23 protein-coding genes are annotated in these 26,365 nt (G+C 66.4%); 12 read left to right on the top strand and 11 right to left on the bottom strand.

Annotation, left to right across the window (positions count from 1 at the left end; genetic code table 11):
* Positions 1 to 48: 48 nt before the first annotated feature.
* Both FHW97_RS07950 and FHW97_RS07945 read right to left on the bottom strand, forming a co-directional pair.
* The gene (locus tag FHW97_RS07950) at positions 49 to 1,107 is read right to left on the bottom strand and encodes a glycosyltransferase family 1 protein (RefSeq protein ID WP_171798556.1); all 1,059 of its coding nucleotides are present in this window, start codon (positions 1,105 to 1,107) and stop codon (positions 49 to 51) included.
* Positions 1,107 to 2,012 (bottom strand): UDP-2,3-diacylglucosamine diphosphatase, encoded by a 906-nt coding sequence (locus tag FHW97_RS07945; protein ID WP_253941645.1) that lies wholly within the window; start codon positions 2,010 to 2,012, stop codon positions 1,107 to 1,109. Before FHW97_RS07945 ends, FHW97_RS07950 begins: the two co-directional genes overlap by 1 nt.
* A 148-nt stretch (positions 2,013 to 2,160) precedes the next feature.
* On the opposite strand from FHW97_RS07945, the gene recN reads away from it, so the two are divergent.
* The 3 genes from recN to FHW97_RS07930 all read left to right on the top strand — a co-directional run bounded on the left by recN (position 2,161) and on the right by FHW97_RS07930 (position 6,686).
* Positions 2,161 to 3,825: a DNA repair protein RecN gene (gene recN, locus FHW97_RS07940; protein WP_171798555.1), complete on the top strand. Its 1,665-nt coding sequence runs from the start codon at positions 2,161 to 2,163 to the stop codon at positions 3,823 to 3,825.
* A gap of 134 nt (positions 3,826 to 3,959) precedes the next feature.
* Complete coding sequence (ligA, locus tag FHW97_RS07935) at positions 3,960 to 6,053, top strand: NAD-dependent DNA ligase LigA (protein ID WP_171798554.1); 2,094 nt, start codon at positions 3,960 to 3,962, stop codon at positions 6,051 to 6,053.
* Positions 6,054 to 6,059: 6 nt separating this feature from the next.
* On the top strand, positions 6,060 to 6,686 hold the full coding sequence (locus FHW97_RS07930) for a LysE family translocator (protein WP_171796092.1): 627 nt from the start codon (positions 6,060 to 6,062) through the stop codon (positions 6,684 to 6,686).
* A 124-nt stretch (positions 6,687 to 6,810) separates the two neighbouring features.
* Here FHW97_RS07930 and FHW97_RS07925 read toward each other — a convergent pair whose 3' ends face one another.
* Complete coding sequence (locus FHW97_RS07925; RefSeq protein ID WP_171798553.1) at positions 6,811 to 7,767, bottom strand: 50S ribosomal protein L11 methyltransferase; 957 nt, start codon at positions 7,765 to 7,767, stop codon at positions 6,811 to 6,813.
* The gene (gene bla, locus FHW97_RS07920) at positions 7,764 to 8,702 is read right to left on the bottom strand and encodes a subclass B3 metallo-beta-lactamase (protein WP_253941644.1); all 939 of its coding nucleotides are present in this window, start codon (positions 8,700 to 8,702) and stop codon (positions 7,764 to 7,766) included. The genes FHW97_RS07925 and bla overlap by 4 nt, the downstream gene beginning before the upstream one ends.
* A 134-nt stretch (positions 8,703 to 8,836) precedes the next feature.
* Between bla and sdhC the strand changes: the two genes are divergently transcribed.
* The 4 genes from sdhC (at position 8,837) to FHW97_RS07900 (ending at position 13,766) form a co-directional block, all read left to right on the top strand.
* Positions 8,837 to 9,262, top strand: a complete 426-nt coding sequence (gene sdhC, locus FHW97_RS07915) for a succinate dehydrogenase, cytochrome b556 subunit (RefSeq protein ID WP_022675379.1) — start codon at positions 8,837 to 8,839, stop codon at positions 9,260 to 9,262.
* A 36-nt stretch (positions 9,263 to 9,298) separates the two neighbouring features.
* Complete coding sequence (gene sdhD / locus FHW97_RS07910; RefSeq protein WP_022675380.1) at positions 9,299 to 9,682, top strand: succinate dehydrogenase, hydrophobic membrane anchor protein; 384 nt, start codon at positions 9,299 to 9,301, stop codon at positions 9,680 to 9,682.
* Positions 9,683 to 9,685: 3 nt separating this feature from the next.
* Positions 9,686 to 11,491, top strand: a complete 1,806-nt coding sequence (gene sdhA / locus FHW97_RS07905) for a succinate dehydrogenase flavoprotein subunit (protein WP_054131060.1) — start codon at positions 9,686 to 9,688, stop codon at positions 11,489 to 11,491.
* A 163-nt stretch (positions 11,492 to 11,654) separates the two neighbouring features.
* The gene (locus FHW97_RS07900) at positions 11,655 to 13,766 is read left to right on the top strand and encodes a calcium-binding protein (protein WP_171798552.1); all 2,112 of its coding nucleotides are present in this window, start codon (positions 11,655 to 11,657) and stop codon (positions 13,764 to 13,766) included.
* Positions 13,767 to 13,829: 63 nt separating this feature from the next.
* Here FHW97_RS07900 and FHW97_RS07895 read toward each other — a convergent pair whose 3' ends face one another.
* Complete coding sequence (locus FHW97_RS07895; protein ID WP_171798551.1) at positions 13,830 to 14,435, bottom strand: hypothetical protein; 606 nt, start codon at positions 14,433 to 14,435, stop codon at positions 13,830 to 13,832.
* A 68-nt stretch (positions 14,436 to 14,503) separates the two neighbouring features.
* On the bottom strand, positions 14,504 to 15,412 hold the full coding sequence (locus FHW97_RS07890; RefSeq protein WP_171798550.1) for a neutral zinc metallopeptidase: 909 nt from the start codon (positions 15,410 to 15,412) through the stop codon (positions 14,504 to 14,506).
* A 220-nt stretch (positions 15,413 to 15,632) separates the two neighbouring features.
* Between FHW97_RS07890 and FHW97_RS07885 the strand changes: the two genes are divergently transcribed.
* The 4 genes from FHW97_RS07885 (at position 15,633) to FHW97_RS07870 (ending at position 20,487) form a co-directional block, all read left to right on the top strand.
* A complete protein-coding gene (locus FHW97_RS07885; protein ID WP_253941643.1) occupies positions 15,633 to 17,213 on the top strand; it encodes a M28 family metallopeptidase in 1,581 nt (526 codons plus the stop codon).
* Positions 17,214 to 17,279: 66 nt separating this feature from the next.
* The gene (guaB, locus tag FHW97_RS07880) at positions 17,280 to 18,737 is read left to right on the top strand and encodes an IMP dehydrogenase (RefSeq protein WP_028657618.1); all 1,458 of its coding nucleotides are present in this window, start codon (positions 17,280 to 17,282) and stop codon (positions 18,735 to 18,737) included.
* Positions 18,734 to 19,915, top strand: coding sequence for an RsmB/NOP family class I SAM-dependent RNA methyltransferase (locus tag FHW97_RS07875; RefSeq protein ID WP_171798548.1), 1,182 nt, complete (start codon positions 18,734 to 18,736; stop codon positions 19,913 to 19,915). The genes guaB and FHW97_RS07875 overlap by 4 nt, the downstream gene beginning before the upstream one ends.
* Positions 19,916 to 19,980: 65 nt before the next feature.
* Positions 19,981 to 20,487 carry a tetratricopeptide repeat protein gene (locus FHW97_RS07870; RefSeq protein ID WP_107716256.1) on the top strand — a complete coding sequence of 169 codons (507 nt, stop codon included), beginning with the start codon at positions 19,981 to 19,983 and terminating at the stop codon, positions 20,485 to 20,487.
* Between the two features lie 135 nt (positions 20,488 to 20,622).
* Here FHW97_RS07870 and FHW97_RS07865 read toward each other — a convergent pair whose 3' ends face one another.
* Positions 20,623 to 21,111, bottom strand: coding sequence for an RNA pyrophosphohydrolase (locus tag FHW97_RS07865; RefSeq protein WP_062782662.1), 489 nt, complete (start codon positions 21,109 to 21,111; stop codon positions 20,623 to 20,625).
* A 17-nt stretch (positions 21,112 to 21,128) separates the two neighbouring features.
* Positions 21,129 to 22,094 carry an alpha/beta hydrolase gene (locus tag FHW97_RS07860; RefSeq protein ID WP_233253892.1) on the bottom strand — a complete coding sequence of 322 codons (966 nt, stop codon included), beginning with the start codon at positions 22,092 to 22,094 and terminating at the stop codon, positions 21,129 to 21,131.
* A 108-nt stretch (positions 22,095 to 22,202) separates the two neighbouring features.
* Here FHW97_RS07860 and FHW97_RS07855 point away from each other — a divergent pair, with 108 nt between their 5' ends.
* A complete protein-coding gene (locus FHW97_RS07855) occupies positions 22,203 to 23,570 on the top strand; it encodes a deoxyribodipyrimidine photo-lyase (RefSeq protein ID WP_171798547.1) in 1,368 nt (455 codons plus the stop codon).
* A gap of 34 nt (positions 23,571 to 23,604) precedes the next feature.
* Here FHW97_RS07855 and FHW97_RS07850 read toward each other — a convergent pair whose 3' ends face one another.
* The 3 genes from FHW97_RS07850 to purF form a co-directional block, all read right to left on the bottom strand.
* Positions 23,605 to 23,955, bottom strand: coding sequence for a PilZ domain-containing protein (locus tag FHW97_RS07850; RefSeq protein ID WP_171798546.1), 351 nt, complete (start codon positions 23,953 to 23,955; stop codon positions 23,605 to 23,607).
* Between the two features lie 147 nt (positions 23,956 to 24,102).
* Entirely contained in the window at positions 24,103 to 24,834 is a 732-nt protein-coding gene (locus FHW97_RS07845) for an SDR family NAD(P)-dependent oxidoreductase (RefSeq protein WP_171798545.1), read from the bottom strand.
* Positions 24,835 to 24,836: 2 nt separating this feature from the next.
* The gene (purF, locus tag FHW97_RS07840) at positions 24,837 to 26,315 is read right to left on the bottom strand and encodes an amidophosphoribosyltransferase (RefSeq protein ID WP_171798544.1); all 1,479 of its coding nucleotides are present in this window, start codon (positions 26,313 to 26,315) and stop codon (positions 24,837 to 24,839) included.
* Between the last annotated feature and the right edge of the window lie 50 nt (positions 26,316 to 26,365).

Raw genomic sequence — 26,365 nt, 5'->3', positions numbered from 1 at the left:
TGGTTGCAGTGCATCATCGGGCAAGTCGCACTTGGCGATGATCGTACCTCAGGCGGCGCAGGCGATCCGCTCCACGGCGCTGGCCAGCGCGGTTTCGAACTGGTCGGTGGCCGCTTCCCAGGAATAGCTGGCGCCATAGGCAGCGGCATCGGCGCGGCGGCAGGCCAGTGCCTGGGCAATCGCGGTGGCGAGGTCTTCGTGGCAGGCGCCCACCGGGTGGGGCAGGTTGCCCTGCGCGCCGCGGCCATCCACGCCGATCACGTCGCGCGGGCCGGCCACCGGGAAGGCGGCCACCGGTACGCCGCAGGCCATCGCCTCGATCATCACCAGGCCAAACGTGTCGGTACGGCTGGGAAAGACGAAGCAATCGGCGGCGCGATAGGCCTGGGCCAGCGCTGTGCCCGAAAGCGCGCCGGTGAAATGCGCCTGGGGGTAGCGGCTTTTGAGCATGGCCAGGTCTGGTCCGTCGCCCACCACCACCTTGCTGCCGGGCACCGCGCAATCGAGGAAGGCGCCCAGGTTCTTTTCCACGGCCACGCGGCCGACATAAAGCAGCACCGGTCTGGGCAGCGCGGCAAGCTGGGGCAGCGGTGCGTGGCCAGGATGGAACAGCCCGGCATCGATCCCGCGCGACCACAGCCGGGTCTGCACGATGCCGTGCCCGGCCAGTTCGCGCGCCAGGCTGGTGGTAGACACTAGCACCGCCGCGCTTTGCGCGTGAAAGCGGCGCATCACCGGCCAGAACACATCGGGGCTCAATCCCGTGCGCATCGCGGCGTAATCGGGAAAGCGCGTGTGAAACGCGCTGGTAAACGGCACGCCTACCGATTTGCACCAGCTGCGCGCGGCCCAGCCGATCGGCCCTTCGGTGGCGATATGCACGATATCGGGCGCAAAATCGCGCAGGGTGCGCCGCGTGCCAAAGCGCGGCGCCATGGCCAGGCGGATCTCGCCATAGCCGGGCAGGGCACACGTGCGGAACTGCTGGGGGGTGAGCAGTTCCACCACGTGGCCCCGCGCGCGCAGGTGCGCAACCGTGGTGGTCAGCGTACGCACCACGCCGTTGACTTGCGGCGTCCAGGCATCGGTGGCCAGGGCAATGCGCATCAGGCGGATTCCGTTTCGGCCGGGCTGGGCAGGCCGGGCACGGCGGCGGGCGTGAAGGGCGCCTGCTTGCGCTGTTCCTCTACCCAGTCGACGATGCTCATCGCGCCGGTGAAATCCTCGACCAGGGCGGTGCAGCTTTCCACCCAGTCGCCATCGTTGTAATAGGTGACATCGCCGATCTGGCGGATTTCGGCGCAGTGGATGTGGCCACACACGACCCCGTCCACGCCCATGTCGCGCGCGGCGTGGGCCACGGCTTCTTCAAAGTCGCAGATGAACTGCACCGCGTTCTTCACGCGCTTTTTCATATAGGCCGAGAGCGACCAATAGGGCAGCTTGAACTGGCGCCGCACCAGGTTGACCCAGCGATTGGCGCGCAGCAGCACGGCATAGGCGGCATCGCCCAGGAACGCGAGCCAGCGGGCATAGAGCACCACGCCATCGAACCCGTCGCCATGGGTGATCAGCAGGCGCCGCCCATCGGCGGTGCGGTGAATGGTGTCGAGCGCCAGTTCCACGCCGCCAAAGGTCATCCCGGCATAGGGGCGGAGCATCTCGTCGTGGTTGCCGGCAATCAGCACCACGCGGGTGCCGCGATGCGCCATCTTCAGCACGCGGCGGACCACTTCGTTGTGCGCATCGGGCCAATACCACCCGCGCGACAGGCGCCAGCCATCGACGATGTCACCCACCAGGTAGAGCGTCTCGCATTCGATCGAGGCGAGGAAATCGAGCAGCATGTCGGCATTGCAGCCGCGCGTGCCGAGATGAAGGTCGGAAATCCACACCGTGCGTACCCGCCGCTTGGGGCGAAAGCCGCGCGGTTCGGGCAAGTCGAGCCAATCGGGCGCGCCCTTGAGCCATTCGCTGACGGGGGCAAAGTTGCGGTCGCTTGGGCGGTCCATGACCCAGTCCCTTCATATGCTGCCGTTGTCTTGCGAATCTCATGGCACCGTCACATTGCGCGCTGGCGACACCGTGTCATGGTTGTGAAACAAGAGGGGAACAAATGGAGGGTGACGCCGGACGTGCAACCCGCTAGGAAGGAAAGCGATGCTGACCGGGCTTTCCATCCGCAATGTCGTCCTGATCGAGGCGCTGGACCTCGTGTTTCCGGGCGGTTTGGGCGTTCTGACCGGCGAAACCGGTGCGGGCAAATCGATCCTGCTGGATTCGCTGGGCCTGGTGCTGGGGGACCGCGCCGACAGCGGCCTGGTTCGTGCCGGAGAAGACGTGGCGAGCGTGACCGCCACATTCGAATTCGCGCGGCGGCCCGATGGCGTGGAAGCGATCCTGACCGAAGCGGCGATCGATTGGGAACCGGGCGAGCCGCTGCTGGTCCGCCGCCGGTTGCGCGCCGATGGCGGCAGCCGTGCCTATATCAATGACCAGCCGGTGGGCGTGGCGCTGCTGCGCGAACTGGCGCGGTTTCTGGTGGAACTGCATGGGCAGCACGACGATCGCGGGCTGGTCAATGCACGCGGTCACCGGGCATTGCTCGATCGCTATGCCCGCGCCGATGCCGCCGAGGTGGCGCGCGCATGGGATAGCTGGCGCGCGGCCGAACAGGCACTGGCGCAGGCGCGCGCGCGTGTGGCGAGCGCGGCGGCCGAGCAGGACCTGATCGAGGCGCACCTGGCCGAACTTGACGCGTTGAAGCCGGTGGCGGGCGAGGAGGAAGAACTCGCCCTGCAGCGTGCCGAGATGCAGAAGGGGGAGCGGCTTTCGGGCGATCTCAACGAATTGCAGCACCTGTGGAGCGGATCGGACGCGCCCCTGGTGCAGTTGCGCGGCGCGGCGCGGCGGCTCGACCGCATCGCCGCAGAGCATCCGCTCTTGGCCGAGGCGCTGGAAGCACTGGACCGCGCAGTGATCGAGGCGGGCGAGGCGGAAGACAAGCTCTCGGCTGCGGCCGAGGCCCTGGCGCACGATCCCGCGCTGCTCGACCGGATCGAAACGCGGCTGTTCGATCTGCGTGCCGCCGCGCGCAAGCACGGCTGCACGGTGGACGACCTGCCCGCCCGGCGCGAGGCATTGCAGGCCGCGTTGCAATCGATCGAGGGTGGCGAGGCGCAGATCGCCGGCCTGGCGCGCGTGGCGATGGACGCGGGCCTGGACTATCGCGCCAAGGCGGAGGCGCTTTCGGTGCAGCGGGCCGAAGCGGCGCGCAAGCTGGACAAGGCGGTGGCCGCCGAACTGGCGCCGCTGCGGCTCGATGCGGCACGCTTTCACACCGCCGTGGTGCGCCTGCCCGAAGACCGCTGGAGCGGCCAGGGCATGGACGCGGTGGAGTTCCTCATCTCCACCAACCCCGGCAGCGATTTTGCGCCGCTGGGCAAGATCGCTTCGGGCGGTGAATTGTCGCGCTTTATCCTGGCGCTGAAGGTGGCGCTGGCCGAACAGGGCGGGGCAGCGACCGTGATCTTCGACGAGATCGATCGCGGCGTAGGCGGCGCTGTGGCCAGTGCCATTGGCGAGCGCCTGGCGCGCCTGGCGCACGGTGGGCAGTTGCTGGCCGTGACGCACAGCCCGCAAGTGGCGGCGCGGGGTGACGCCCACTATCTGATCGCCAAGTCGAGCGAGGGCACAGTCACGCGCACCTCGGTGAGCAAGCTGGACGCGGCCGGCCGCCAGGAGGAAATCGCGCGGATGCTGTCTGGCGCGGAGGTGACCGCCGAGGCGCGCGCGCAGGCCAGCCGCCTGCTCGAACAGGCTTGAACCCTTTTGCCCGGGTGGGCAGGCGGTTCCTCCACAGCTATGCCTTGCCCGGACTGGCGATAGCGCTTTACGAATTGCCGTGATGGCGTATCGCGCCGGTGACTGGCGCAATTGTTTGGTGAAAGTGGCGTATAATGAGTGATCCGGCAGGCATCGATCCGGCAGCAATGGGCGAGGCAGCCGCCGCGAACGAGCTGATGCGGCTGGCGCGCCAGATCGCCTATCACAACCGGCGCTATCACGCCGAAGACGCCCCGGAAATTTCCGATGCCGAGTATGATGCCCTGGTGCGGCGCAATGCCGAACTGGAAACGGCGTTTCCGCATCTGATCCGCGCTGACAGCCCCTCGCGCGCGGTGGGTCACGAGGTTTCTGCTTCTCCCCTGCGCAAGGTGACGCACGAGGTTCGCATGATGAGCCTCGACAATGCCTTCACCGACGAGGAGGTCGAGGAATTCGTCGCGCGCGTGCGCCGCTTCCTGGCGCTGCCGGCCGATGCGGCGGTGGTGATGACGGCGGAAGACAAGATCGACGGCCTGTCATGCTCGCTGCGCTATGAAGCAGGCCGGCTGGTGCGCGCGGCCACGCGTGGCGATGGCCAGGTGGGCGAGGATGTGACTGCCAATGTAGCCTATATCAAGGACATACCGCAGGAACTTCGCAGCGATTCCGGTGTTGAGCCGCCGGCTGTGTTCGAAATCCGTGGTGAGGTCTACATGGCCAAGGCCGATTTCCTCGCGCTCAATGCCGCGCAGGAGGAAAAGGGCGACAAGGTCTTTGCCAACCCGCGCAACGCTGCCGCCGGATCGCTGCGCCAGAAGGACGCGAGCGTGACAGCCGCGCGGCCCTTGCGGTTTCTGGCGCATGGCTGGGGTGCGGCCAGCGCCGTGCCGGCCGAAACGCAGTGGGCGATGATGCAGCAGATCGCGGCCTGGGGCGTGCCAGTGTCTCCCCTGCTGACGCGTTGCGATGATACCGCGCAGATGCTGGCGCATTATCGCAGAATTCAGGCGCAACGCGCTGATTTGCCGTATGATATCGATGGCGTGGTGTACAAGGTCGATAGCCTGGAATGGCAGCGCCGGTTGGGCTTTGTTGCCAAGGCACCGCGCTGGGGCATGGCGCACAAGTTTCCTGCCGAGCGCGCCGAAACGACGGTAGAAGCGATCGATATCCAGGTGGGCCGTACTGGCAAGCTGACGCCAGTGGGCCGCCTGCGCCCGGTGCTGGTGGGCGGTGTGACCGTCACCAACGTCACGCTTCACAACCGTGATGAGATCGGCCGGCTGGGTGTGCGCGTGGGCGATCGCGTGGTCTTGCAACGGGCTGGCGATGTCATCCCGCAAGTGGTTGAAAACCTGACGCGTGAAGAAGACCGCCCGGCCTATGTCTTTCCTGATCACTGCCCGGAATGCGGCAGCGAGGCGGTGGCCGAAGAGGGCGAGGTGGACGTACGCTGCACCGGCGGGCTGGTGTGCCCGGCGCAGCGGACCGAGCGGCTCAAGCATTTTGTCAGCCGCGCCGCGCTCGATATCGAGGGGCTGGGCGAAAAGACTATCGCCGAGTTCTTTGCGCTGGGCTGGCTCGAAAGCCCGGCCGATATCTTCCGCCTGCGCAAGCGGCGTGACGACATCGTCGGCCGTGAAGGCTGGAAGGACAAGTCGGTCGACAATCTGCTCGCCGCGATCGAGGCCAAGCGCCAGCCCGATGCCGCGCGCCTGCTGTTCGGGCTGGGCATTCGCCACGTTGGCGCGGTCACCGCGCGCGACCTGTTGAAGCGCTTCGTCACGCTGCCGGCCTTGCGCGCCGTGGCTGAACGCGCCCATGGCGGGGATGAAGAGGCCAAGGCCGATCTGCTGGGCATCGACGGCGTTGGCCCGGTGGTGGTGGAAGCGCTGGGCGATTTCTTCCACGAACCGCACAACATCGCTGTGTGGGACGATCTACTGGGTGAAGTGACCCCGCCCGATTTCATCGTCGAAACCCGGGCCAGCGCCGTCGCGGGCAAGACGGTGGTGTTCACCGGCAAGCTGGAAACCATGAGCCGCGACGAGGCCAAGGCCCAGGCCGAGGCGCTGGGCGCGCGGGCCGCTGGCAGCGTTTCGCCCAAGACCGACCTGGTCGTTGCGGGTCCGGGCGCGGGCAGCAAGCTGAAAAAGGCAGCCGAACTGGGCATCGAGGTCATCGACGAAGCGGCCTGGGCGGAAATCTTCAAGGCAGCGGGATAGGCGATCATGGCCCTTCACACTTGGTGGCTGTTTGTCGTCACCGTCTTTTTCATCTCGATCTCGCCCGGCCCCAACATGCTGCACGTGATGACGCGCAGCGTGACACTGGGCTTTGGCCGGGCGATGCTGGCGATGAGCGGCTGCTTCCTCGCCGTGCTCACGTTGCTCAGCCTCTCGGCTGCGGGGCTGTCGGCAGTCCTGGTGGCGATGCCGCAGGTGTTTACCGCGCTCAAGATCGTCGGCGCTGCCTATCTGCTCTATCTTGGCTACAAATCCTGGACCGCCAAGGAGTCTCCGGTGGACATGGTGGGCGACGGGCCCGTGGCTCTGCCATCGCCGCTCGGCCTGTTTCGCACGGGATTTCTGATCGGTATCAGCAATCCCAAGGCGCTGCTGTTTGCCGGGGCATTCCTGCCGCAGTTCATCGATCCTGCCCGGCCCAAGGCGGCGCAGTTTGCCGTCATGGTGGCAACCTTTGGCGTGATCGAGATGACCTCGTACCTGCTCTATGCGCTGGGCGGCCGCTCGGTGGCACGCTGGCTGGAAAAGCCATCGCCGCGCAAGGTGTTCAACCGGGTGACCGGCGCGATCTTCGTGGCGTTTGGCGTGGCGATGGTGGGCAGCCGGGTTTAGGCGTTTGCGCTTGGGTTCGCACTACCCCCGACCCCCTCCTCTGAAGAGGGGGATAAGCTGCTGATTTTATAGCCTCATTCTCTTTAGAGGAGGGGGTTGGGGGTGGTGGACGCCGTGCGCTGTCCTACCATTTCTGCGACCACGCCGGCAGCGCACCGGGTTTGCTGGCATGGATGCGCGCGGTGGCGCGGCGGCGTAGCCACAGGATCGACCAGTCGCCGCGCACCTGGCGGGCGGCCAGGCGCAGGCCGGCGCGGGCGTAGGCAGCGCGCACGGCCTTTTCCTGCGTGGCGAGCAAGCCAGCGAGGAGAATATGGCCGCCCGGCTTGACCGCGGCGGCAAATTCCGGCGCCAGTTCGATCAGTGGACCCGCCAGGATATTGGCAATCAGCAGGTCATAGGGCGCCGACAGGCGCAGCAGCGGGTGATCCATGCCAGCCGCGATGACCATGGCAAGCTTGCCAGGCCCATCGCCCAGCGGCACGCCGTTGGCATCGGCATTGGTTGCGACCACCGGGCCGCAGACGGCATCGATGTCGCTGGCGATGGCGCGCGCGCCGGGCCACAGATGCAGCCCGGCAAAGGCGAGCAGGCCGGTGCCGGTGCCGATATCGGCCAAGTTGCGCACCACCGCGCCATTGGCCTTCATATGCGCCAGCATCGCCAGGCACCCGGCGGTGGTGGCGTGTTGGCCGGTGCCAAAGGCCTGGCTGGTGGGGATCAGGAAATTGCGGATGCCGGGCGTGTCCACTGCCGGATATTCGGGGGTGTGGACGTGGAACGGCCCTTCGTGGATCGGCTCCACCCCGTGCTGGCTGAGCGTGACCCAGTCTTCCTCGGGCAGTTGTTCGATCACCATCGGCGGCGCGCCATCGGCGAACAGCGCGGCGATCGCGGCGCGTTCGTCTTCGCCCGGTTCGTCGGCCAGCCAGGCTTCCAGCTGCCAATCGTCGGGCTTGTCCTCGGCAATCTCGCTGCCGGCGATGACGATGTCGGCGGCCCAGTCGAACACGTCTTCGTGGGCGATCAGCGCGGCCTGGACGATGGGGCGCGGCGCAAGGATGGTGATTTTCCAGCTCATGGCGCGGGTCTTTGCGGCGGCGCGGCTTCCTTGGCAAGAGTCTCGTCAAGCCGGGCGCGGCCATTGGCGGCATAGGCGCGGCAGGCACCCGGCACCGGCCGGGGCGCCCCATGCGCGAGGCGCTCGAACAGGTCGCTGGCGCCGGGATGAGGCGTGATCAGCACGGTGCAGGGCAGGGCGGCAATGCGATCGAGCGAGGCGCGAAACGCCGCGACATAGGCGGGATGATCGGCAAAGCGCCAACCCGGCGCGGCCATCGCGGTGACGCTGTCGACATAGGCCATGGTGCGGCAATCGCGGCCCTGGCAGCTTGTCCAGGTCCAACTGGTGGAGCCGGGGGCGTGGCCTGGCGTGGCATGGGCGACAAGGCGCAGCGGCCCGGCCACCAGCGTTTCGCCATCATGCAGCACGCGATCGACGGCAACGGCCGGGAACGGCTTGAGCCAGGCGGACTGGGGATCGTCTGCCGGAACCTGACCGGTGGTGAGCACGCGCGCGGCGGCGGGCATGGCCGCCAGGCGGGCGCCGGTCCTCCGCTTGAGCGCAGCCAGGCCACCGGCATGATCGGAGTGTTCGTGGCTGAGGACGATCCAGCGCACGTCATGCAGGCGAAAACCGGCGGCAACGATGTTGCGCGCGACGCTGTCGGCGGCCTGCGCCACGCCGGCATCGATCAGCACATGCCCTTGCGGCGAGGTGACGAGAACCGCGCTGATCCCGCAGGTGCCGACGTACCAGGTATTGGCAAAGATGCGTTGCGGCGGCGCGGGATCGGCCCAGCCATCGCGGTTGTGGCAGGCCTGGGCCAGGGTGGGGCGCGCCGGAATGTGCGGCGACTGCGATCGGGTAAGCGCTGGCGCGGCCATGGCAACAAGCCCGGCGAGCGCGGCTGCGAAGATAGGAATGGTGCGCATCGCCTGTGGTTTGCGCGTCATCTTGCCGCATGACAACATACGAATTCGGCTTGGCCCTTTCGGCGGCTTGCACCCCGGGGCTTTTCGACTAATAGCGACTCGTCCCGACCGGAAACCTCATCCCGGTCGCCTTTGCGATAATAAGGGGAAGTTCCATGGCGCTGGCGCACAGCAACCGGCCACTTTCGCCGCACCTCCAGATCTGGCGCTGGGGTCCGGCCATGCTGGTCTCGATCCTCCACCGTGTTACGGGCAATGGCCTGGCCTTTGTCGGCCTGTCGCTGCTGCTGTGGTGGCTGGGTTCGATCGCCAGCGGTCCTGAAGCCTATGCGACGTTCATGACCTATGTGTGGACCGGCGCCGATGGCGGCCTTTCCGCCATTACCGCGATCCTCGGCAAGATCGTGCTGGTCGGCCTGTCGTGGGCTTTCTTCCAGCATGCCGCCACCGGCATCCGTCACCTCGTGCTCGACATCGGCGTGGGCTACGAACTTTCGGTCAATGCCCGTTGGTCGGTCTTCACGATGATCGCTTCTGTCGGTCTTACGGCTCTGTTCTGGGGCTTCGTGCTGCTGCGCTAAGCGCCGGCACTCCTTACCTGATTTCTCGGAGGTACCATGGGTAACGGAACTTCGATCGGTCGCGTGCGCGGGCTGGGCTCCAGCCACGCCGGCACGCACCACTGGCTGGCCCAGCGCCTCACCGCGGTGGGCAACCTGATCGTCATCCCCTTCCTCGGCATCAGCCTGGCGCTGCTGCCGGCGCACGATTATGTCACTGTGCATGGCTGGGCGGCCAAGCCGCTTTCGGCCACCATGCTGGTGCTGCTGGTGCTCAACACGCTGTACCACGCGCGCCTGGGCGTGCAGGTCATGCTGGAAGACTACATCCACGAAGAAGGTGGCAAGGTCGCATCCTGGATGCTGATCAACTTCGTGCCCGCCGCCGCTGCCGTGTTCGGCATCGTCTCGATCATCCGCATCGCACTGGGGGCCGCGTAAGCCATGTCTGCTGCCTACAAGATCATCGATCATACCTATGACACCGTCGTTGTCGGCGCGGGCGGTTCGGGCCTGCGCGCCACGATGGGTTCGGCCCAGGCCGGTCTGCGCACCGCGTGCATCACCAAGGTGTTCCCCACCCGCTCGCACACCGTGGCGGCGCAGGGTGGTATCGCGGCTTCGCTGCAGAACAACACGCCCGATCACTGGACCTGGCACATGTACGACACCGTCAAGGGGTCTGACTGGCTGGGCGACCAGGACGCGATCGAATACATGGTGCGTGAAGCCCCGGCTGCGGTGTACGAGCTGGAGCATGCTGGCGTGCCGTTCAGCCGCAACGCCGATGGCACGATCTATCAGCGCCCGTTCGGCGGCCACATGCAGAACATGGGCGAAGGCCCGCCGGTGCAGCGCACCTGCGCCGCCGCCGACCGCACCGGCCACGCCATGCTTCACGCGCTCTATCAGCAGAGCCTGAAGTATGATGCTGACTTCTTCATCGAATACTTCGCCATCGACCTGATCATGGAAAACGGCGAATGCCGTGGCGTGATCGCGCTGTGCATGGACGATGGCTCGATCCACCGCTTCCGTGGCCACGCCGTGGTGCTGGCCACCGGCGGCTATGGCCGCTGCTATTTCACCGCGACGTCGGCCCACACCTGCACCGGCGACGGTGGCGGCATGGTGCTGCGCGCGGGCCTGCCGCTGCAGGACATGGAATTCGTCCAGTTCCACCCCACCGGCATCTATGGTGCGGGCGTGCTGATCACCGAAGGCGCGCGCGGGGAAGGTGGCTATCTCACCAACTCCGAAGGCGAGCGTTTCATGGAACGCTATGCCCCCTCGGCCAAGGACCTCGCCAGCCGCGACGTGGTGTCGCGTTCGATGGCGCTGGAAATCCGCGAAGGCCGTGGTGTGGGCCCGCACAAGGACCACATCTACCTGCACCTTGATCACATTGATGCCAAGGTGCTGGCCGAGCGCCTGCCCGGGATCACCGAAAGCGGCAAGATCTTTGCCGGCGTCGACCTGACGCGCCAGCCGCTGCCGGTGGTGCCGACCGTGCACTACAACATGGGTGGCATTCCCACCAACTACCACGGCGAAGTGATGACCATCGGCGCCGATGGCAATCCCGAAACCGTGGTGCCGGGCCTGTTCGCCGTGGGCGAAGCGGCCTGCGTTTCGGTGCACGGCGCCAACCGTCTGGGCTCCAACTCGCTGATCGACCTTGTCGTGTTCGGCCGCGCCACCGGCCTGCGCCTCAAGGAACTGATCAAGCCGGGTACGGCGCATCAGTCGCTGCCCAAGGACAGCGCGGACCTGGCACTGTCGCGCCTGGATCACTTCCGCAATGCCAAGGGCGGTTCGCCCACGGCCAAGATCCGCACCGAGATGCAGCGCGCGATGAGCCAGCACGCGGCGGTGTTCCGCACCGACGAGCTGATGGCTGAAGGCAAGCACAAGCTGGCCGAAATCTATGCCTCGATGCAAGATATCGGCGTGTCGGACCGCTCGCTGATCTGGAACTCGGACCTGGTGGAAACGCTGGAGCTGGACAACCTGATCAGCCAGGCTTCGGTGACGATGCATTCGGCACACAACCGCAAGGAAAGCCGCGGCGCCCATGCGCACGAGGATTTCCCCAACCGCGACGATGCCACCTGGATGAAGCATACCGTGGGCTGGTTCGACGGCTGGGGCGGCAAGAGCGGCGATATCAAGCTCGATTACCGCCCGGTGCACGAATACACGCTCACCGACGATGTGCAGTACATCAAGCCCAAGGCGCGCGTCTATTGATCCGCGCCTGACGGCAAGAGACCAAGGAAAGGCCGGGGTTGGCAAGACCCCGGCCTTTTTCGTTGATCCGAACTGGGGCTTGTTTCCATGGGGGGAAGCCATGCGTTGCAATAGGTTGTGAACCATCGCGCTCTCGTTGGCCGGAGCGGAGATGGGAGATATCATGACCTATTATCGTGATGGAGCGGAAGTAACGCTGGACCAGACGCAGGCGCAAAGGCGTACCCCGTTTGCGACGTTCCTGGCCAACGGCAACATCCTGGTCATGAACGAGGACACCGCGCATCCCAATTCGGGTGACTATATCTATTCCGTGTTCACGGCCGATGGCGTGGCCAGCGGGGTAACTGCCACGCTGCGCGACTATGAGGTTTTCACGCTCGCCGACGGCAATGCGATCACTGTCAAGGAGGCCGAGGGCGCCGGTAGCCCTGTCACGCTGTCGCTGTTGGACACCGATCCGCGCGATGGCACGATCAGCGGGACGATCACGGTTCCCACGCCGTCCCCCTCGGCCACCTACACCGGCACTTCGGTGCTGGCGTTGACGGGCGCGGATCAGGGCAAAGTGGCCGTTGTCAGCAACGTCGATTTCGGGGGGAGTGCGGCGCGGGCGGTGGTCAACATCGTTGACCTGGCAACGATGAGCGTCGTTGCGCGCTTCACGGCCTCCTCCTCGGATCGGGATTTGCCGCCCAGCGTGACGCAGTTGGCCGATGGTTCACTGCTTACGCTGGCGCTGGACAATGGGGTGTCGAGCGGAAACGTCGGCTACACCTATGCGATCCATGCCGTGGACGGCACCGAGATCAAGGCGGCGACGCTGCTGGCGCTGCCGACGCGCTATGGCAATGCGGTGGAAGTGCAGATAGTCGCGCTTGCGACGGGTGGCTTTGCCATGACTTGGGCCGAAAACCATTCCAGTGGTGGTTTCGTGTCGCTGGGGGCGCTGCATATGCAGGTGTTCGACAGCAGCGGTGCCGTGGTGCAGGCGGATACGATCGTCAGCGAGGATGGTCCGCGCTTCGTTGGCTCGACCGACGTGGTTGCCCTGGCGAATGGCGGCTTCGCGATCGCCTGGGCCAGCACCAACCCGGCGGGCGGCGCGAATGGCGCCAGCGAGATTGCGTTGCGCACCTATGATCATGCCGGCGGCGAAATCGGCCAGGAGCAGGTCGTCAACACAACCACGGCGGGAACCCAGGATGCCGCGCAACTGCTGGCGCTGGCCGATGGTGGTTTTGCCGTGCTGTGGCGCGACGGCAACGGCACCTTGCACTCGCAGACCTACACCGATCACCACGGGCAAACGGTGGAAGGCACAGCGGCGGCTGATAAACTGGTGGGCACCGAAAAGGACGATCTGTTTCTCGGCCATGGCGGCAACGACAGGTTTGCGGGCGGCGCGGGGAACGACACGATCAGCTTTGCCGATGCGCAGCAGGGCATCTACCTGACGCTGGCGACGACCAAGCCGGTCGACACGATCGGGGCGGGGACGGTCCAGATCAAAAGCATCGAAAACGCTATCGGCACGCAGTTCGATGACGTGATCCTGGGTAACAAGGATGCCAACCGCCTGGAAGGCGGCGCGGGCAATGATCGCTTGAAGGGCGGGGCGGGGGATGACCACCTGTTCGGCGGCGCCGGCAACGACGCGCTGTTTGGCCAGGCGGGAGCCGACCGCATGGAGGGCGGCACCGGCAATGAAGTCTATTATGTCGATGACGCCGGCGACAGGGTGGTGGAGCGCGGCGATGATGCCGGGATCGACAAGGTCTTCTCCACCATCAGCTATCGTCTCGATGCCAACGTGGAGCGGCTCACGCTGGTGAGCGGCGCGGGCAACATCAATGGTGCGGGCAACAACGCCAACAACACGATCGTGGGGAACGAGGGCGACAACGTGTTGAGTGGGGGCGGCGGCATAGACAGCCTGACCGGCGGGGCGGGGCACGATACCTTCGTGTTCGACACCAGCCCGCTGGCCGTCGGGCGCACGGTGATCCGCGATTTTGTGAGCGGCGAGGACAAGATTGCCCTGTCACTCGATGCGTTTGGCGCAGGTTTCTATGCACAGCCACCTGGCGCCATTGCCGATGCCGAATTCGGCTATGGAACGCGTGCGACCACAGCCGAACAAAGCCTGATCTATGACCGGGCCAGCGGAAACCTCTATTACGACGTCGACGGCAACGGGCCGGAGAAGGCGGTGCGCATCGGGGTGTTGATGGGCGCGCCCGATCTGCACCTGGCGGATATCATACTGGTCTAAGCGACCTTGCCCCGGCATCTGCACCGCATGACAGCGGGCGGGCGCCGGGGATAGGGTGAAGGATCAGCGGTTGCGCTTTTCCTGCTTGGCCTGTTCCTTGGCCGCATCGGCAGCGGCGGCCTCGCGCGCGCGATTGGCCGCGACGGCGCTGGCGTCACGCGAAGTGGCGCCACGCGCCGGATAGGGACAGCCGCGCGACTGGCCAACGCCCTTGAGGAACGAGCGGCGGGCCGTGCCAGCGAACAGGGCCACCTGCCAGCGGCGCTGCGCTTCGTTCGCGCCAGAGATTTCGCGGATGATGCCGCCGAACGGGATCAGCGAGCCGACGATCGACTTGGCGGTGTTGCCCACCTTGAGGCCGCCCTTGGTGTAATCGGCGATATCGATGTCATCGCCGAGCACGGCATCGAGCCGGCGGATTTCGGCGGTGATCCCCGCGCATCCCTTGATGCCAGCCAGGGTGTAGGGCGTGTCTTGGGCGCGTTGCAGGATCGGCGGGATATCCTCCTTCTTGAGGTTCACCGTTTCGAGCGGCGTAGCGACGACATCGCCGACCTTGGCATCCTTGGGAGCCACGGCAGTCTGCGCGTGGGCGGCGAGGCTGCCAAGCGCGAGCGGGAGCATCGCGCCGAGCAGGGCGGCGCGGGCGGCATTTCGGTGTGCGAACATAATCGGTAAAACTCCCCGGTTTCCCGCATTACGCTGCAAACCGGCCTAGGTTCCACACGATCTGCCGATCACACTGCGCCCGGCGCAAAGGTGTTGCACTGCGCAGGGTTACCGCTGTCGAGGCCCTTGCGCAGCCAAGCCATGCGCTGTTCTGAACTCCCGTGGGTAAACGCCGCCTCGACCGGGGTGCGGCCGGCGGCTTTCATCAGCGTGTCATCGCCGATCTGGTGCGCGGCGCGCATGCCTTCCTCGACATCGCCGGGTTCGATCCGGGAACGATTTTGCGCGGCCCACACCCCCGCGTAGCAATCGGCCTGGAGTTCGAGGCGCACCGACAGGGCGTTGGCCGCATCGGGATTGGCGCGCTGCGCCTGTGTTACCTTGTCTGACGTGCCGCCCAGCTTTTGGATATGGTGCCCATATTCGTGGGCCATGACATAGACGCGGGCGAAATCACCGCCTGCGCCCAGCTTCTTGTCCAGCTCGGTGTAGAAATCGGTGTCGATGTAGATGCCCTGGTCACTGGGGCAATAGAACGGCCCCATGGCGCTTTGCGCCGCGCCGCAGCCCGACGATCCCTGGCTGGAATAGAACACCAGCTTGGGTGCGCGAAACGCGATGTTCTCGCTGGCCAGCAAAGGCTTCCAGGTCTTGTTGAGCGAGGACAGCGCATTGCAGCTTTCGTGGCTGAACGCGTTGACGTCACACGCCTGGGCGAGGGTTTCCCCGCCGGGCTGGCCCACCTGCTGCGATGGCGTTTCGCCCACTGGCCCGGCCAACTGACGGGGCAATCCGCCAAACAGTAGCGACGCGCCAACCACGACCAACACCCCGAGGATGCCAAAGCGTGAGCCGACCAGGCTAAGGATCAGGCCGAGCGGGAAACCGCCGCCACCGCCGCCGCCAAAAGAAAAGCCGCCGCCCCGGCCGCGCTGATCTTCCACGTCGATGTTGTTGTCGTAATCGTCGAGCCGCATCGCTTGCCTGTTGTCTGTGTGCCGTACGTGCCACGGCCTATAGCGTAATTGGCAAGCCGTGGCGCGCGACAATGTTCCGCGTCATGCGCCAGGAATTTCGCGCCCAGGCTCGATTCACCGTGCTTTACAGTTTGGGAACTTGCGCGTCTTGACGGGTTTTGTCAGCAATGAGCCTGCGCTGAAGCGTTTGGGGACATAGATGAGTCGTGGCGCAAGGCTGTTGAGGGCACTGGCCCTGGTCTCGCTGGCAGCCCTGCTGCCGGCGGGCGCTACGCGTGCCGCAACCGCCCCCTTGTCGCTGCCCCTCGAACAGCGCCTGCGTGCCCATGTCGAGACGCTGGCCAGCCCGGCCTTTGCCGGCCGCCGCCCCGGCACCGAGGGTGAAACCCAGACCTTGCGCTACCTGGTGCGGCAGTGGTTCGAAATGGGCCTGGAATCGGGCACCAACCTGCCGGGCAGCCCGTGGTTTGCGCCGGTCGAACTGGTCGCGCGCGAGCCGGTCCTGTCTCGCGCGGCCTTCATGCGTGGCCGGCGGCGCCTGGCGGCTGACGAGCATGATGTGTTCGTGGTCACCTCGGGCGTGCGCAACCTGGTGGAAAGCGCGCCGGTGCTGTTTGTCGGGCATGGGGTGGTGCCATCGCGCACCGAACTGGCCGGCCGTGTTGCGCTCTTGCTGGAAAGCAAGGCAGCCGCTGGCGGCAAGCGTGGTGACCATGACGAGCGCCAAGGCGACGTGGAGGCCGGGCGCGAGGCCGTGGGTCGCCTGCTGGACGGCGGGGCCATGGCGGTGATCACGGTGCTGGATGGCACGCGCACCCTTGATGATGTGGCGGCGCGGCGGCGCAAGGCTGGCACGATGCTGGCCGGAGAGCGGCTCGACAACGAGATCGAGGCGTTTGTCACCCCCGACATGGCCGATCGCCTGCTGGGCGGAACCACTGCGGCGCCCGGCCAGGCGCTGTCCGCTGCCCAGGCCGAGGCAGAAAAGCCCGATTTCACGCCGCGCCTGATCGGTACTACGGCCAGTCTGGAAGCGACCAGCACCGAAACCCGCGTGCGCACGCACAACCTGATCGGCCGCATTCCCGGGCGCGATCCCGCTGCCGGCGCCGTGCTGCTCGTGGCGCATTGGGACCATTTCGGGGTCTGCACGGCGGCCGGGGCGATCTGCCCGGGCGCGGTGGACAATGCCAGCGGTGTGGCGGTGATCACCGAAGTGGCGCGGCAGATCTTGGCAGGCATGCCGCAGCGCATGCCCGATCGCGATATCTATGTTCTGGCCACCACCGGCGAGGAAATGGGCCTGCTTGGCGCCCTGGCCTTTGCCGAAAATCCGCCGCTGCCGCTGGGGCGGATCGTGGCGGCGTTCAATGTCGACAGCACCGGCCTGGTGCCGGCGGGCGGACAAGTGGCGATCGTGGGGCGGGGGATGACCCCGCTGGATGATACTGTGGCGCGGGTGCTGGCGCGGACGCGTCGCAAGCTGGTCGATGGCCGGGCGGCCAATGCCTATGTGCGCCGGCAGGACAGCTGGGTGCTGATGCAGCATGATGTGCCCGCGATCATGGTCAGCACCAGCTATGCCGACGAAGCCCGATTGGACCGGTTCATGACCGGCGCCTATCACACGCCGGCCGATACGCCGGACCATGTGAACTATGCCGGCATGGCCGATGACGTGCAGATCAACACCGAGCTGGTGCGCGAATTTGCCGATGCCCGCCGCTATGCCACAGGGGGCGTGACACCCCCGACGACGGCGCCCGCGCCAGGGCCGACAAATAGCGCCCGAACCCCCTAGCCAATTGTTCCCGGCTTGATTACATGGGCCGCCACGATTCTACCCGGACAGGAAGTGGCAGCGCACATGGATATCCCCCTCGGCCTTACCTTTGACGACGTTCTGTTGCGTCCGGCCGAGTCAGACATTCTGCCTTCGCAGGCCGATACCCGCACCCGCCTGACCAAGGCGATCGCTCTCAACATCCCCGTGCTGTCTTCGGCCATGGACACCGTGACCGAGGCCGACATGGCCATCGTGATGGCCCAGCTTGGCGGGATCGGCGTGTTGCACCGCAACCTGACGATCGAGGAACAGGCCGCCGCCGTGCGCGCAGTGAAGCGCTATGAAAGCGGCATGGTGGTCAACCCGATCACCATTTCGCCGGATGCCACGCTGGGCGACGCCCAAGCGCTGATGAGCGCCAACCGCATCAGCGGCATTCCGGTGGTGGAAGCCGGCGGCCGGCTAGTCGGCATCCTCACCAACCGCGACGTGCGCTTTGCCGCCAATCTGGCGCAGCCGGTGCGCGAGTTGATGACGCACGAAAACCTGGCTACGGTGAAGCTGGGCACCAGCGGCGACGAAGCCCGCCGCCTGCTGCACGCCCGTCGCATCGAAAAGCTGCTGGTGGTCGACGATGCCTATCGCTGCATCGGCCTGATCACCGTGAAGGACATCGAAAAGTCGGTGACCTATCCCAACGCCACCAAGGACAGCGCCGGCCGCCTGCGCGTGGCGGCTGCCACGACCGTGGGTGAAAAGGGCATGGCCCGCACCGCCGCCCTGGTGGAAGCGGAATGCGACGTGGTGATCATCGACACCGCCCATGGCCACAACCGCGACGTGGCCCGTGCCGTGGAAGCGGTGAAGAAGCTGTCGAACGACGTGCAGGTGATTGCCGGCAACGTTGCCACGGCCGAGGCGACCCGCGCGCTGATCGATGCCGGGGCCGATGGCATCAAGGTGGGCATCGGGCCGGGCTCGATCTGCACCACCCGCATCGTTGCCGGCGTGGGCGTACCGCAGCTGACCGCGATCATGGAATGCGCGGCCGAGGCGGAAAAGTCTGGCGTGCCGGTGATCGGCGATGGCGGCCTGCGCACCTCGGGCGATGCGGCCAAGGCGCTTGCCGCCGGTGCCAGCTCGATCATGATCGGTTCGATGCTGGCCGGCACCGAGGAAGCGCCGGGCGAAACCTTCATCTACCAGGGCCGCGCCTACAAGGCCTATCGCGGCATGGGTTCGGTTGGCGCCATGGCGCGCGGTTCGGCCGATCGCTATTTCCAGCAGGACATCAAGGATTCGATGAAGCTGGTGCCCGAAGGCATCGAAGGCCAGGTGCCGTACAAGGGCCCGGCCAAGGACGTGGTGCACCAGCTGGTTGGCGGCATCAAGGCGGCCATGGGCTATACCGGTAGCGGCACGATCGAGCACCTGCGCAAGAACGCCAAGTTCGTGCGCATCACCAATGCGGGCCTCAAGGAAAGCCACGTCCACGACGTGACGATCACGCGTGAGGCGCCGAACTACCCCACGCGGTGACGCCGGCCGCGCGGGTCCAGGCCGCGATCGACATTCTGGATGGCGTGATCGCGGCCGCGCGCGGGCAGGGGGCTTCGGCCGATCGGCTGGCGGCGGAATGGTTTCGCCAGCGGCGGTTTGTCGGATCAAAGGATCGCCGTGCCATTCGCGAGCTGGTCTGGGCCGCGATCCGCGCCTGTGGCGAAGTGCCGGTAAGCGGGCGGGCCGCCGTGCTGCGCCTGGCGCAGGATGATCCCGATCTGGCCGCACGCTTTGACGGTTCGCCCTATGGCCCGGCGCCGATCCGCGCCGACGAGCCCGTGGCGCTGGCCGGCGCCATGCCGGGCTGGCTGGCCAAGGCCATGGCCGCGTCAGGGCTGGGTGAGGCGGAACAGGCCGCGTTGATGGGCCGCGCGCCGCTGGATCTGCGCACCAATACGCTGAAGATCGATCGCGATAGCCTGGGGGCGCGGCTGCCGGTCGCGGCTGAGCCGGTGGTGGCGCCGCATGGCTTGCGCCTGCCAATGGGTACGCCGGCCGAAACATGGCCCGAATTCGCCCAAGGGCTGTTCGAAGTGCAGGACGCCGGCAGCCAGATTGCGTGCGAGGCACTGGGCGCGCGGCCCGGCGAAAACGTGGTGGACCTTTGCGCCGGAGCCGGGGGCAAGACCCTGGCCCTGGCTGCCGCCATGGCCAACACCGGGCGGTTGCTGGCGTGCGATATCGATCGCCCGCGCCTGTCACGCCTGGCCCCCCGGGCCGAGCGCGCCGGCGCGCTGGTCGAAACGCGGCTGCTCAACCCCGGCAAAGAGACCGAGATGCTGGCCGATTGGCGCGGGCAGGCCGATGCGGTTCTGGTCGATGCGCCCTGTTCGGGCACGGGCACCTGGCGCCGCAATCCTGAGGCGCGCTGGCGGCTGAGCCCGGCCGCGATCGCCCGCTATCAGCGGATGCAGGCCCAGGTTCTCGACGTGGCGGCCGGGCTGGTGCGGCCCGGTGGGCGCCTGGTGTTCATCACCTGCTCGCTGATCGATGCCGAGGGCGCCGATGGGCTGGACGCGTTCCTGGCCAGCCATCCCGATTTCACGTGTGAACAGCTGGCTATGCCGGCCGGGCGGGCGCATCGTGGCGGCTGGCGTTTGTCTCCGTATCATGACGATACGGACGGGTTTTTCTTCGCTCGGCTGGTTCGTCTGTGATAGACCCATCGGCCATGAGGGTGGTCTATCGCCGCGGTGAGCAGTCCCGGCTGAAGGAGTTCTTGATGCGTTACACGCCAGCGGCCCTTGCGCTGTCCCTGCTTGTGGCCGTGACCGGCAGCATGGGCTCGGCCCACACCAGCGAACCTCTCGATCCGCGCGCGCAGGTGCTGTTTCAGGAAGGGCGCACGCTCATGGCCAAGGGCGACATCGACGCCGCGACCGACAGCCTGGAATCCGCGCTGACCATCGATCCGGCCAATGCCAGCATTCTGGTCGCGCTGGGCGATGCCTCGCGCCAGGCGGGGCTTCAGGGCAAGGCGATCCACTATTACCGCGACGTGCTGGACCGCGAGCCCAACAATCTCGCCGCGATTGCGGGCGAGGGTGCGGCGCTTGCCGAAAAGGGCGCCATCGACAAGGCCAAGGCCACGCTCACCCGGCTGGAAGGCCTGTGCGGCAAGGCCTGCCCGGAAACGGCCGTGGTGAGCAAGGCGCTTGCCGCTGGCCCCAAGCCGCAGGTGGCGGCAGCTGAGCCGGTTGCGACGAAGGACCCGGTTCAGGCGAATTGATTTTGCGGGGGACGTGTTAGGCTTCGCACCACCCCCCGACCCCCTCCTCTGAAGAGGAGGGGGAGCAGAGGCTTAAGCCCCATCCTATTTAGAGGAGGGGGTCGGGGGGTAGTGGAAACATGGCGCTGAAAAAATTCAGATCAGCGCGCGGAATTCTTCCACGACCTGGCGATAGACGCGCCGCTTGAACGGCACGATCAGATCGGGCAACTGCTCGGGATCGACCCACTTCCATTCGCAGAATTCGGCAGGATCGTGGGCGTCGAGCACCACGTCGCTGTCTTGGCCGTTGAAGCGCAGCAGCAGCCATGCCTGGCGCTGGCCGCGATATTGGCCGCCCCACAGCTTGCCCAGCAATTCGGGCGGAAGATCATAGAAATGTTCTTCGCGGCTCTGCGCCAGCACGGTGACATGCTCGCTCGTCAGGCCGGTTTCCTCGTGCAGTTCGCGCATCGCGGCGGGGACCAGTTCCTCGCCGTCGTCGATGCCGCCCTGTGGCATCTGCCAGGCGTCACCTTCCTTGTTGTCGATACGCTTGCCGACGAAGACGCGGCCTTGGGGATTGACGATCATCAGCCCCACGCAGGGACGATAGGGAAGAGCGGCAAAGGGGTCCGCACTCATGGATAGGTGGTCCTCGTTCAAACAGTAGGGCGCCCGGCATCGAGCACACCGCGCAGCGCCGCCAGAATTGCTTCCAGATCAGCCTGCGCGCTGGGGATGGCCTTGCGCACCTGGATAAAGCCGTGGATCGTTCCCGCGCGTTCGGTGAACACGAGGGGCGATCCGGCGCGTGCCAGGGCCGCGCCATAGACCCGCCCGCTATCGCGAATCGGATCGAGGCCTGCGGTCACTAGCACCGTAGGGGGCATGCGGTCATGCCCGCCGTTGAGCGGAAAGGTGCGTACGCTGTCGGCCGGCGCGGCATAGGCATCGGCAAACCAGCGCATCACCTGCGCATCGAGCAGAAAGCCTTCGGCAAATTCGCGGAAAGAGGCGTGGCCATCCACCGCATCGGTCAGTGGGTAGATTGGCACCTGGGCGATGACCGGCACGGCGGCGGGATCGGCAGCCAGCGCCTGGGTGACCACGATCGCGAGATTGCCGCCGGCCGAATCGCCGATCGGCACCAGGCCGGTGACATCCAGGCCCAGCTCGGCTGGGGATTGCGCGATCCAGCGCGTGGCCGCCTCGGCATCGTCGGTGGCGGCAGGAAACGGATGTTCGGGGGCGAGCCGATAATCGACCGAGACCAGCGGCAAGTCCATCTGCGCGGCGATCTCGGTGCAGACGTTGTGATGGCTGTCCAACCCGCCAAGCACAAAACCGCCGCCGTGATAGAACACCAGCACTGGCCCCGGGGCGCGGGCTTCGCGGCTGTCATACAGGCGCAAGGCAATTTGGCCGGCTGGCCCCGGGCACTGCAGGTCGCGGATCACGGGCAGGTCGCGCGGCGGCAGGTCGGCCAGTTGCTGCATAGCAACATAGGCGGCGCGCGCCTGGTCCACCGGCATCTGGTGCATCGCGGGGGCACCGGCGGCGGCAGCCTGGCGCAGGTAATCGAGGAACGCCTGCACATCAGGACGGACAAAGAGCGGTTCGGCCAAGGCCCATTCTCCAGTTGCGGCGCCATATGCGCCCAGCGCGCAGACCTGCACCAAGGGGCAGGCGGCCAACCATGGCCAAGTGGGCCATTACCCTGCACATAGCAAGGCATGACGAGCCCAACAATTGTCTGGCTGCGCCGGGATTTGCGCCTGCATGACCAGGCCGCCTTCATTGCCGCCGCCGCCAGCGGCAGCCCGGTTATCCCAGTCTATGTGCTGGATGACGAGACCCCCAAGCATCGCCGTATGGGCGCCGCATCGCGCTGGTGGCTGCATCACAGCCTGGAACGGCTCGATGCGCAGTTGCAGGCCATGGGATCGCGCCTGATCTTGCGCCGCGGCAAGTGCGATGCCGCGCTGGCCGCCATTCGCCGCGAGACCGGCGCGCGCGTGGTTCATGCACTGCACCATTACGAGCCGTGGTGGCGCCTGGCAGAGCGCGCGGTGGGGAAGGCGCTGGACTTGCGCCTGCATCACGGCAATTTCCTGCTGCCACCCGGCACGGTCACGACCGGTGCGGGCCAGCCCTACAAGATCTATACCCCGTTCTGGCGCGCCAGCCTGCAGCAGTTGCCGCCGCCGCCGCCGCAGCCGGCGCCGGAAACACTGCCTGCACCCGAATTCTGGCCGGCGAGCGATACGCTGGCCGACTGGCAACTCTTGCCGAAAACCCCGGATTGGGCGGAGGGCATGCGCGACACCTGGACGCCGGGAGAGGCGGGGGCAGCGCAGCGTATCGAGGCATTCATCGGCCGGGCCCGTCGCTATGACGAGCAGCGCAACCTGCCTTCGTGCCCCGGCACCTCGATGCTTTCGCCCCATCTTCACTTCGGTGAAATCTCACCCGCCACGGTGTGGCACGCCGTGGCCGATGCCGGCGGTAGCGTGGACGTGTTCCTGAGCGAACTGGGTTGGCGCGACTATGCCCAGAACCTGATCCTGCAATGCCCCGATTACGCCACGCGCAATGGCCGCGCGGCATTCGATGCCTTGCCGTGGCGTGACGCACCCGAAGAGCTTGCCGCCTGGCAGCAGGGGCGCACCGGCTATCCCATCGTTGATGCCGGCATGCGGCAACTGTGGCACACCGGCTGGATGCACAACCGCGTGCGGATGATCGCCGCCAGTTTCCTGATCAAACACCTGCTGATCGACTGGCGCGCGGGCGAGCAGTGGTTCTGGGATACGCTGGTCGATGCCGATTACGGCGCGAATGCCACCAATTGGCAGTGGGTGGCGGGTAGCGGTCTGGACGCCAACATGTTTGTGCGGATCATGGCGCCGCTATCGCAATCGGCCAAGTTCGATGCGGCGGCCTATATTCGCGAATGGGTGCCCCAGTTGCGCCATCTCGACGATGCCGACATTCATGATCCACAGCGCCCGCCGCGCGGCTATCCGGCCAAGATCGTCGATCATGGCCAGGCGCGGGCGCGGGCTCTCGCCGCGCATGGCGCGATGAAGGCGCAGGCTTGAGACCAGATTGTCGGTAGCGGCGGGGACGGGCGGCTCAGCGCCCGTCGCCGTCGGCCTCTCCGCCATAGCGCAGCAGCAGCGCGTCATGCTCGCGCTGGGTCAAAAGATTGGCAAAGGCACAGCCGACCAGGCCGGCGTGCCACCACACGACCTCGGCCTCGCGCGGTTCCAGGCCGGGCAGCGTGAGAAACACCTTGCTGCCTTGGGCTGACCGCACCGAAGCGAGCGCCGAAAAGCCGGCCAATGAAAGATCAAGCACCAGGGTTTGCGCGGCACGGGCCCCGTTGCGGCGCAACTTGGCCGGAATGACCATGCGCGAGCGCGGGGCGCAGCGATCGTCGCTGGCGGCTGCTTCGTAATCCTGCTGCCAATTGATTGTCGGCATTGGCCCTGACCTGCTGAAGCCGTGGTTCCAGGCCGCGCAGCACGCGGCCGTTGTGGAAGCATGAGGAAAGTGCGTTACCAGCAGGTTAACAGGTGCAATCACACCCTAAGATTTCATGCGATTGTGACATGTAACCGCGCGGAAAGCTCAGGCGGCCTCGTCCACCCGCTCGCGGTGCGGGCTGGTGAAATCGGCGCTGACCAGGGCGACGATGCGCGCAGCCACCGTTTCGGGCGGCTTGACGCTGGCCGGATTTTCGCCGGGATAGGCCTTGGCGCGCATCTTGGTGCGCGTGGCACCCGGATCGACGATGGCCACGCGAATGCCCGAGATCGCGGCCACTTCCTGGGCATAGCTGGCCAGGAGATTGTCGAACGCCGCCTTGGTTGCGCCATAGGCACCCCAATAGGCGCGCGGCGCGGCGCCAACGCTGCTGGTCAGGCCGATCACGCGCGCATCCTGGCTGCCCTTGAGCAGGGGATGGAACGCGCTGATCAGCGAGTGCGTCGCCAGCACGTTGAGCGTGATCGCGCGGCTGAAATCGCGCGGCTCGATCTGCCACACCGGGGTGAGGGCCGGCAGCACGGCGGCGTTGATCACCAGGATATCGAGCGCCACCCAGCGTTCGGAAATCGCCGACGCCAGGCGCGCCACGCCATCGGGTTCGGCCAGGTCGACCGGCGCGATCGTGGCATTGCCACCGGCCTGGAAGATTTCGTCTTCCACCTTTTCCAGTTCGGCCGCCGTGCGGGCCACCAGCACCACATGGGCACCAGCGGCTGCCAGCGCCCGAGCCGTGGCGGCACCGATGCCCCGGCTGGCGCCGGTCACGAGGGCGACACGGCCGGCGAGCGGCGTTTGCGCGTTGGCGGCCGACACGATCAGGCGACCTTGACGGGCTTGGCCTTGAGCTTGACCGGCGAACAGCCCGGCGCGCGATCACCCAGATCGGTAAGGCGCGTGGGATAGTCACCGGTGAAGCAGGCGTCGCAATACTGCGGGCAGGTGCTGTTGCGCTGAACCTCGCCCACGGCGCGATAGAGGCCGTCGATCGAGACGAAGGCTAGGCTATCTGCCTGGATGAATTCGGCCATGGCGGCGATGTCCATCCGCGCGGCGAGCAGCTTCGAGCGTTCCGGCGTGTCCACGCCATAGAAGCACGAATGTTCGGTCGGCGGGCTGGCGACGCGGAAGTGCACTTCGCGCGCGCCGGCTTCGCGCATCATCTGCACGATCTTGAGGCTGGTGGTGCCACGCACGATCGAATCGTCGATCAGTACGATGCGCTTGCCGGCCACCAAGGCGCGGTTGGCGTTGTGCTTGCGCTTGACGTCGGCATTGCGGGCGCCGTCGGAAGGCTGGATGAAGGTGCGGCCGACATAGTGCGAGCGGATGATGCCAAGCTCGAACGGAATGCCCGATTGCTGGGCATAGCCAAGCGCGGCGGGAACGCCGCTGTCGGGCACGGGGATCACGAGATCGGCATCGGCCGGGTTTTCCAGCGCCAGCTGCGTGCCGATCGCCTTGCGCACTTCATAGACAGAGCGGCCACCCAAGATCGAATCCGGGCGGCTGAAATAGACATGCTCGAAGATGCACGGGCGCTGCGGCGTGTCGCCGAACGGGCGATGCGTCTGGATCGAGCCGTCGAGGGCCACTTGGACCAGTTCGCCCGGCTCCACTTCGCGCACCATGTCGGCGCCCACCACGTCTAGCGCGACGCTTTCGCTGGCGAACACCACGGCGTCACCCAGCTTGCCCATCACCAGCGGACGAATGCCGAGCGGATCGCGACAGGCAATCATGCCTTCGGGCGTCATGCAGATCAGCGAATAGGCGCCTTCGACCAGGCGCAGCGCATCGACGAAGCGATCGAGCAGCGTAGGATAGCGGCTGGTGGCAACGAGGTGGATGATCACCTCGGTGTCGGAGGTCGACTGGAAGATAGCGCCCTTTTGCACCAGGTCGCGCTTGAGGAACATCGCGTTGGAGATGTTCCCGTTGTGCGCGATGGCAAACCCGCCCGCGGCCAGATCGGCAAACAGCGGCTGCACGTTGCGCAGGCCCGATCCACCGGTGGTGGAATAGCGGACGTGGCCGGCGGCCATCATGCCTGGCAGTTCGGCGATCGCCTGGCCGCTGGAAAAGTTCTGCGCGACATGGCCGATGCCGCGGCGGGAGAAGAACTCCTGCCCGTCGAAGCTGGTGATGCCCACCGCTTCCTGGCCGCGATGCTGCAGGGCATGAAGGCCCAAAGCTGTCATCGCCGCTGCATCGCGCGCGCCCAGCACGCCAAAAATGCCGCATTCCTCGCGCAGCTTGTCGCCGTCGCGGTCCTCGAAGGGGTTGGTGGTGATCATCTGTCTCGCAAGCGCTCGCGCCAAAGACTCGCACCGGTGCGAAATGCCCC

The organism is Novosphingobium sp. SG754 (genome assembly GCF_013149315.1).
In the GTDB taxonomy this organism is placed as follows: domain Bacteria; phylum Pseudomonadota; class Alphaproteobacteria; order Sphingomonadales; family Sphingomonadaceae; genus Novosphingobium; species Novosphingobium capsulatum.
This window is presented reverse-complemented; position numbering and strand designations above follow the sequence as displayed.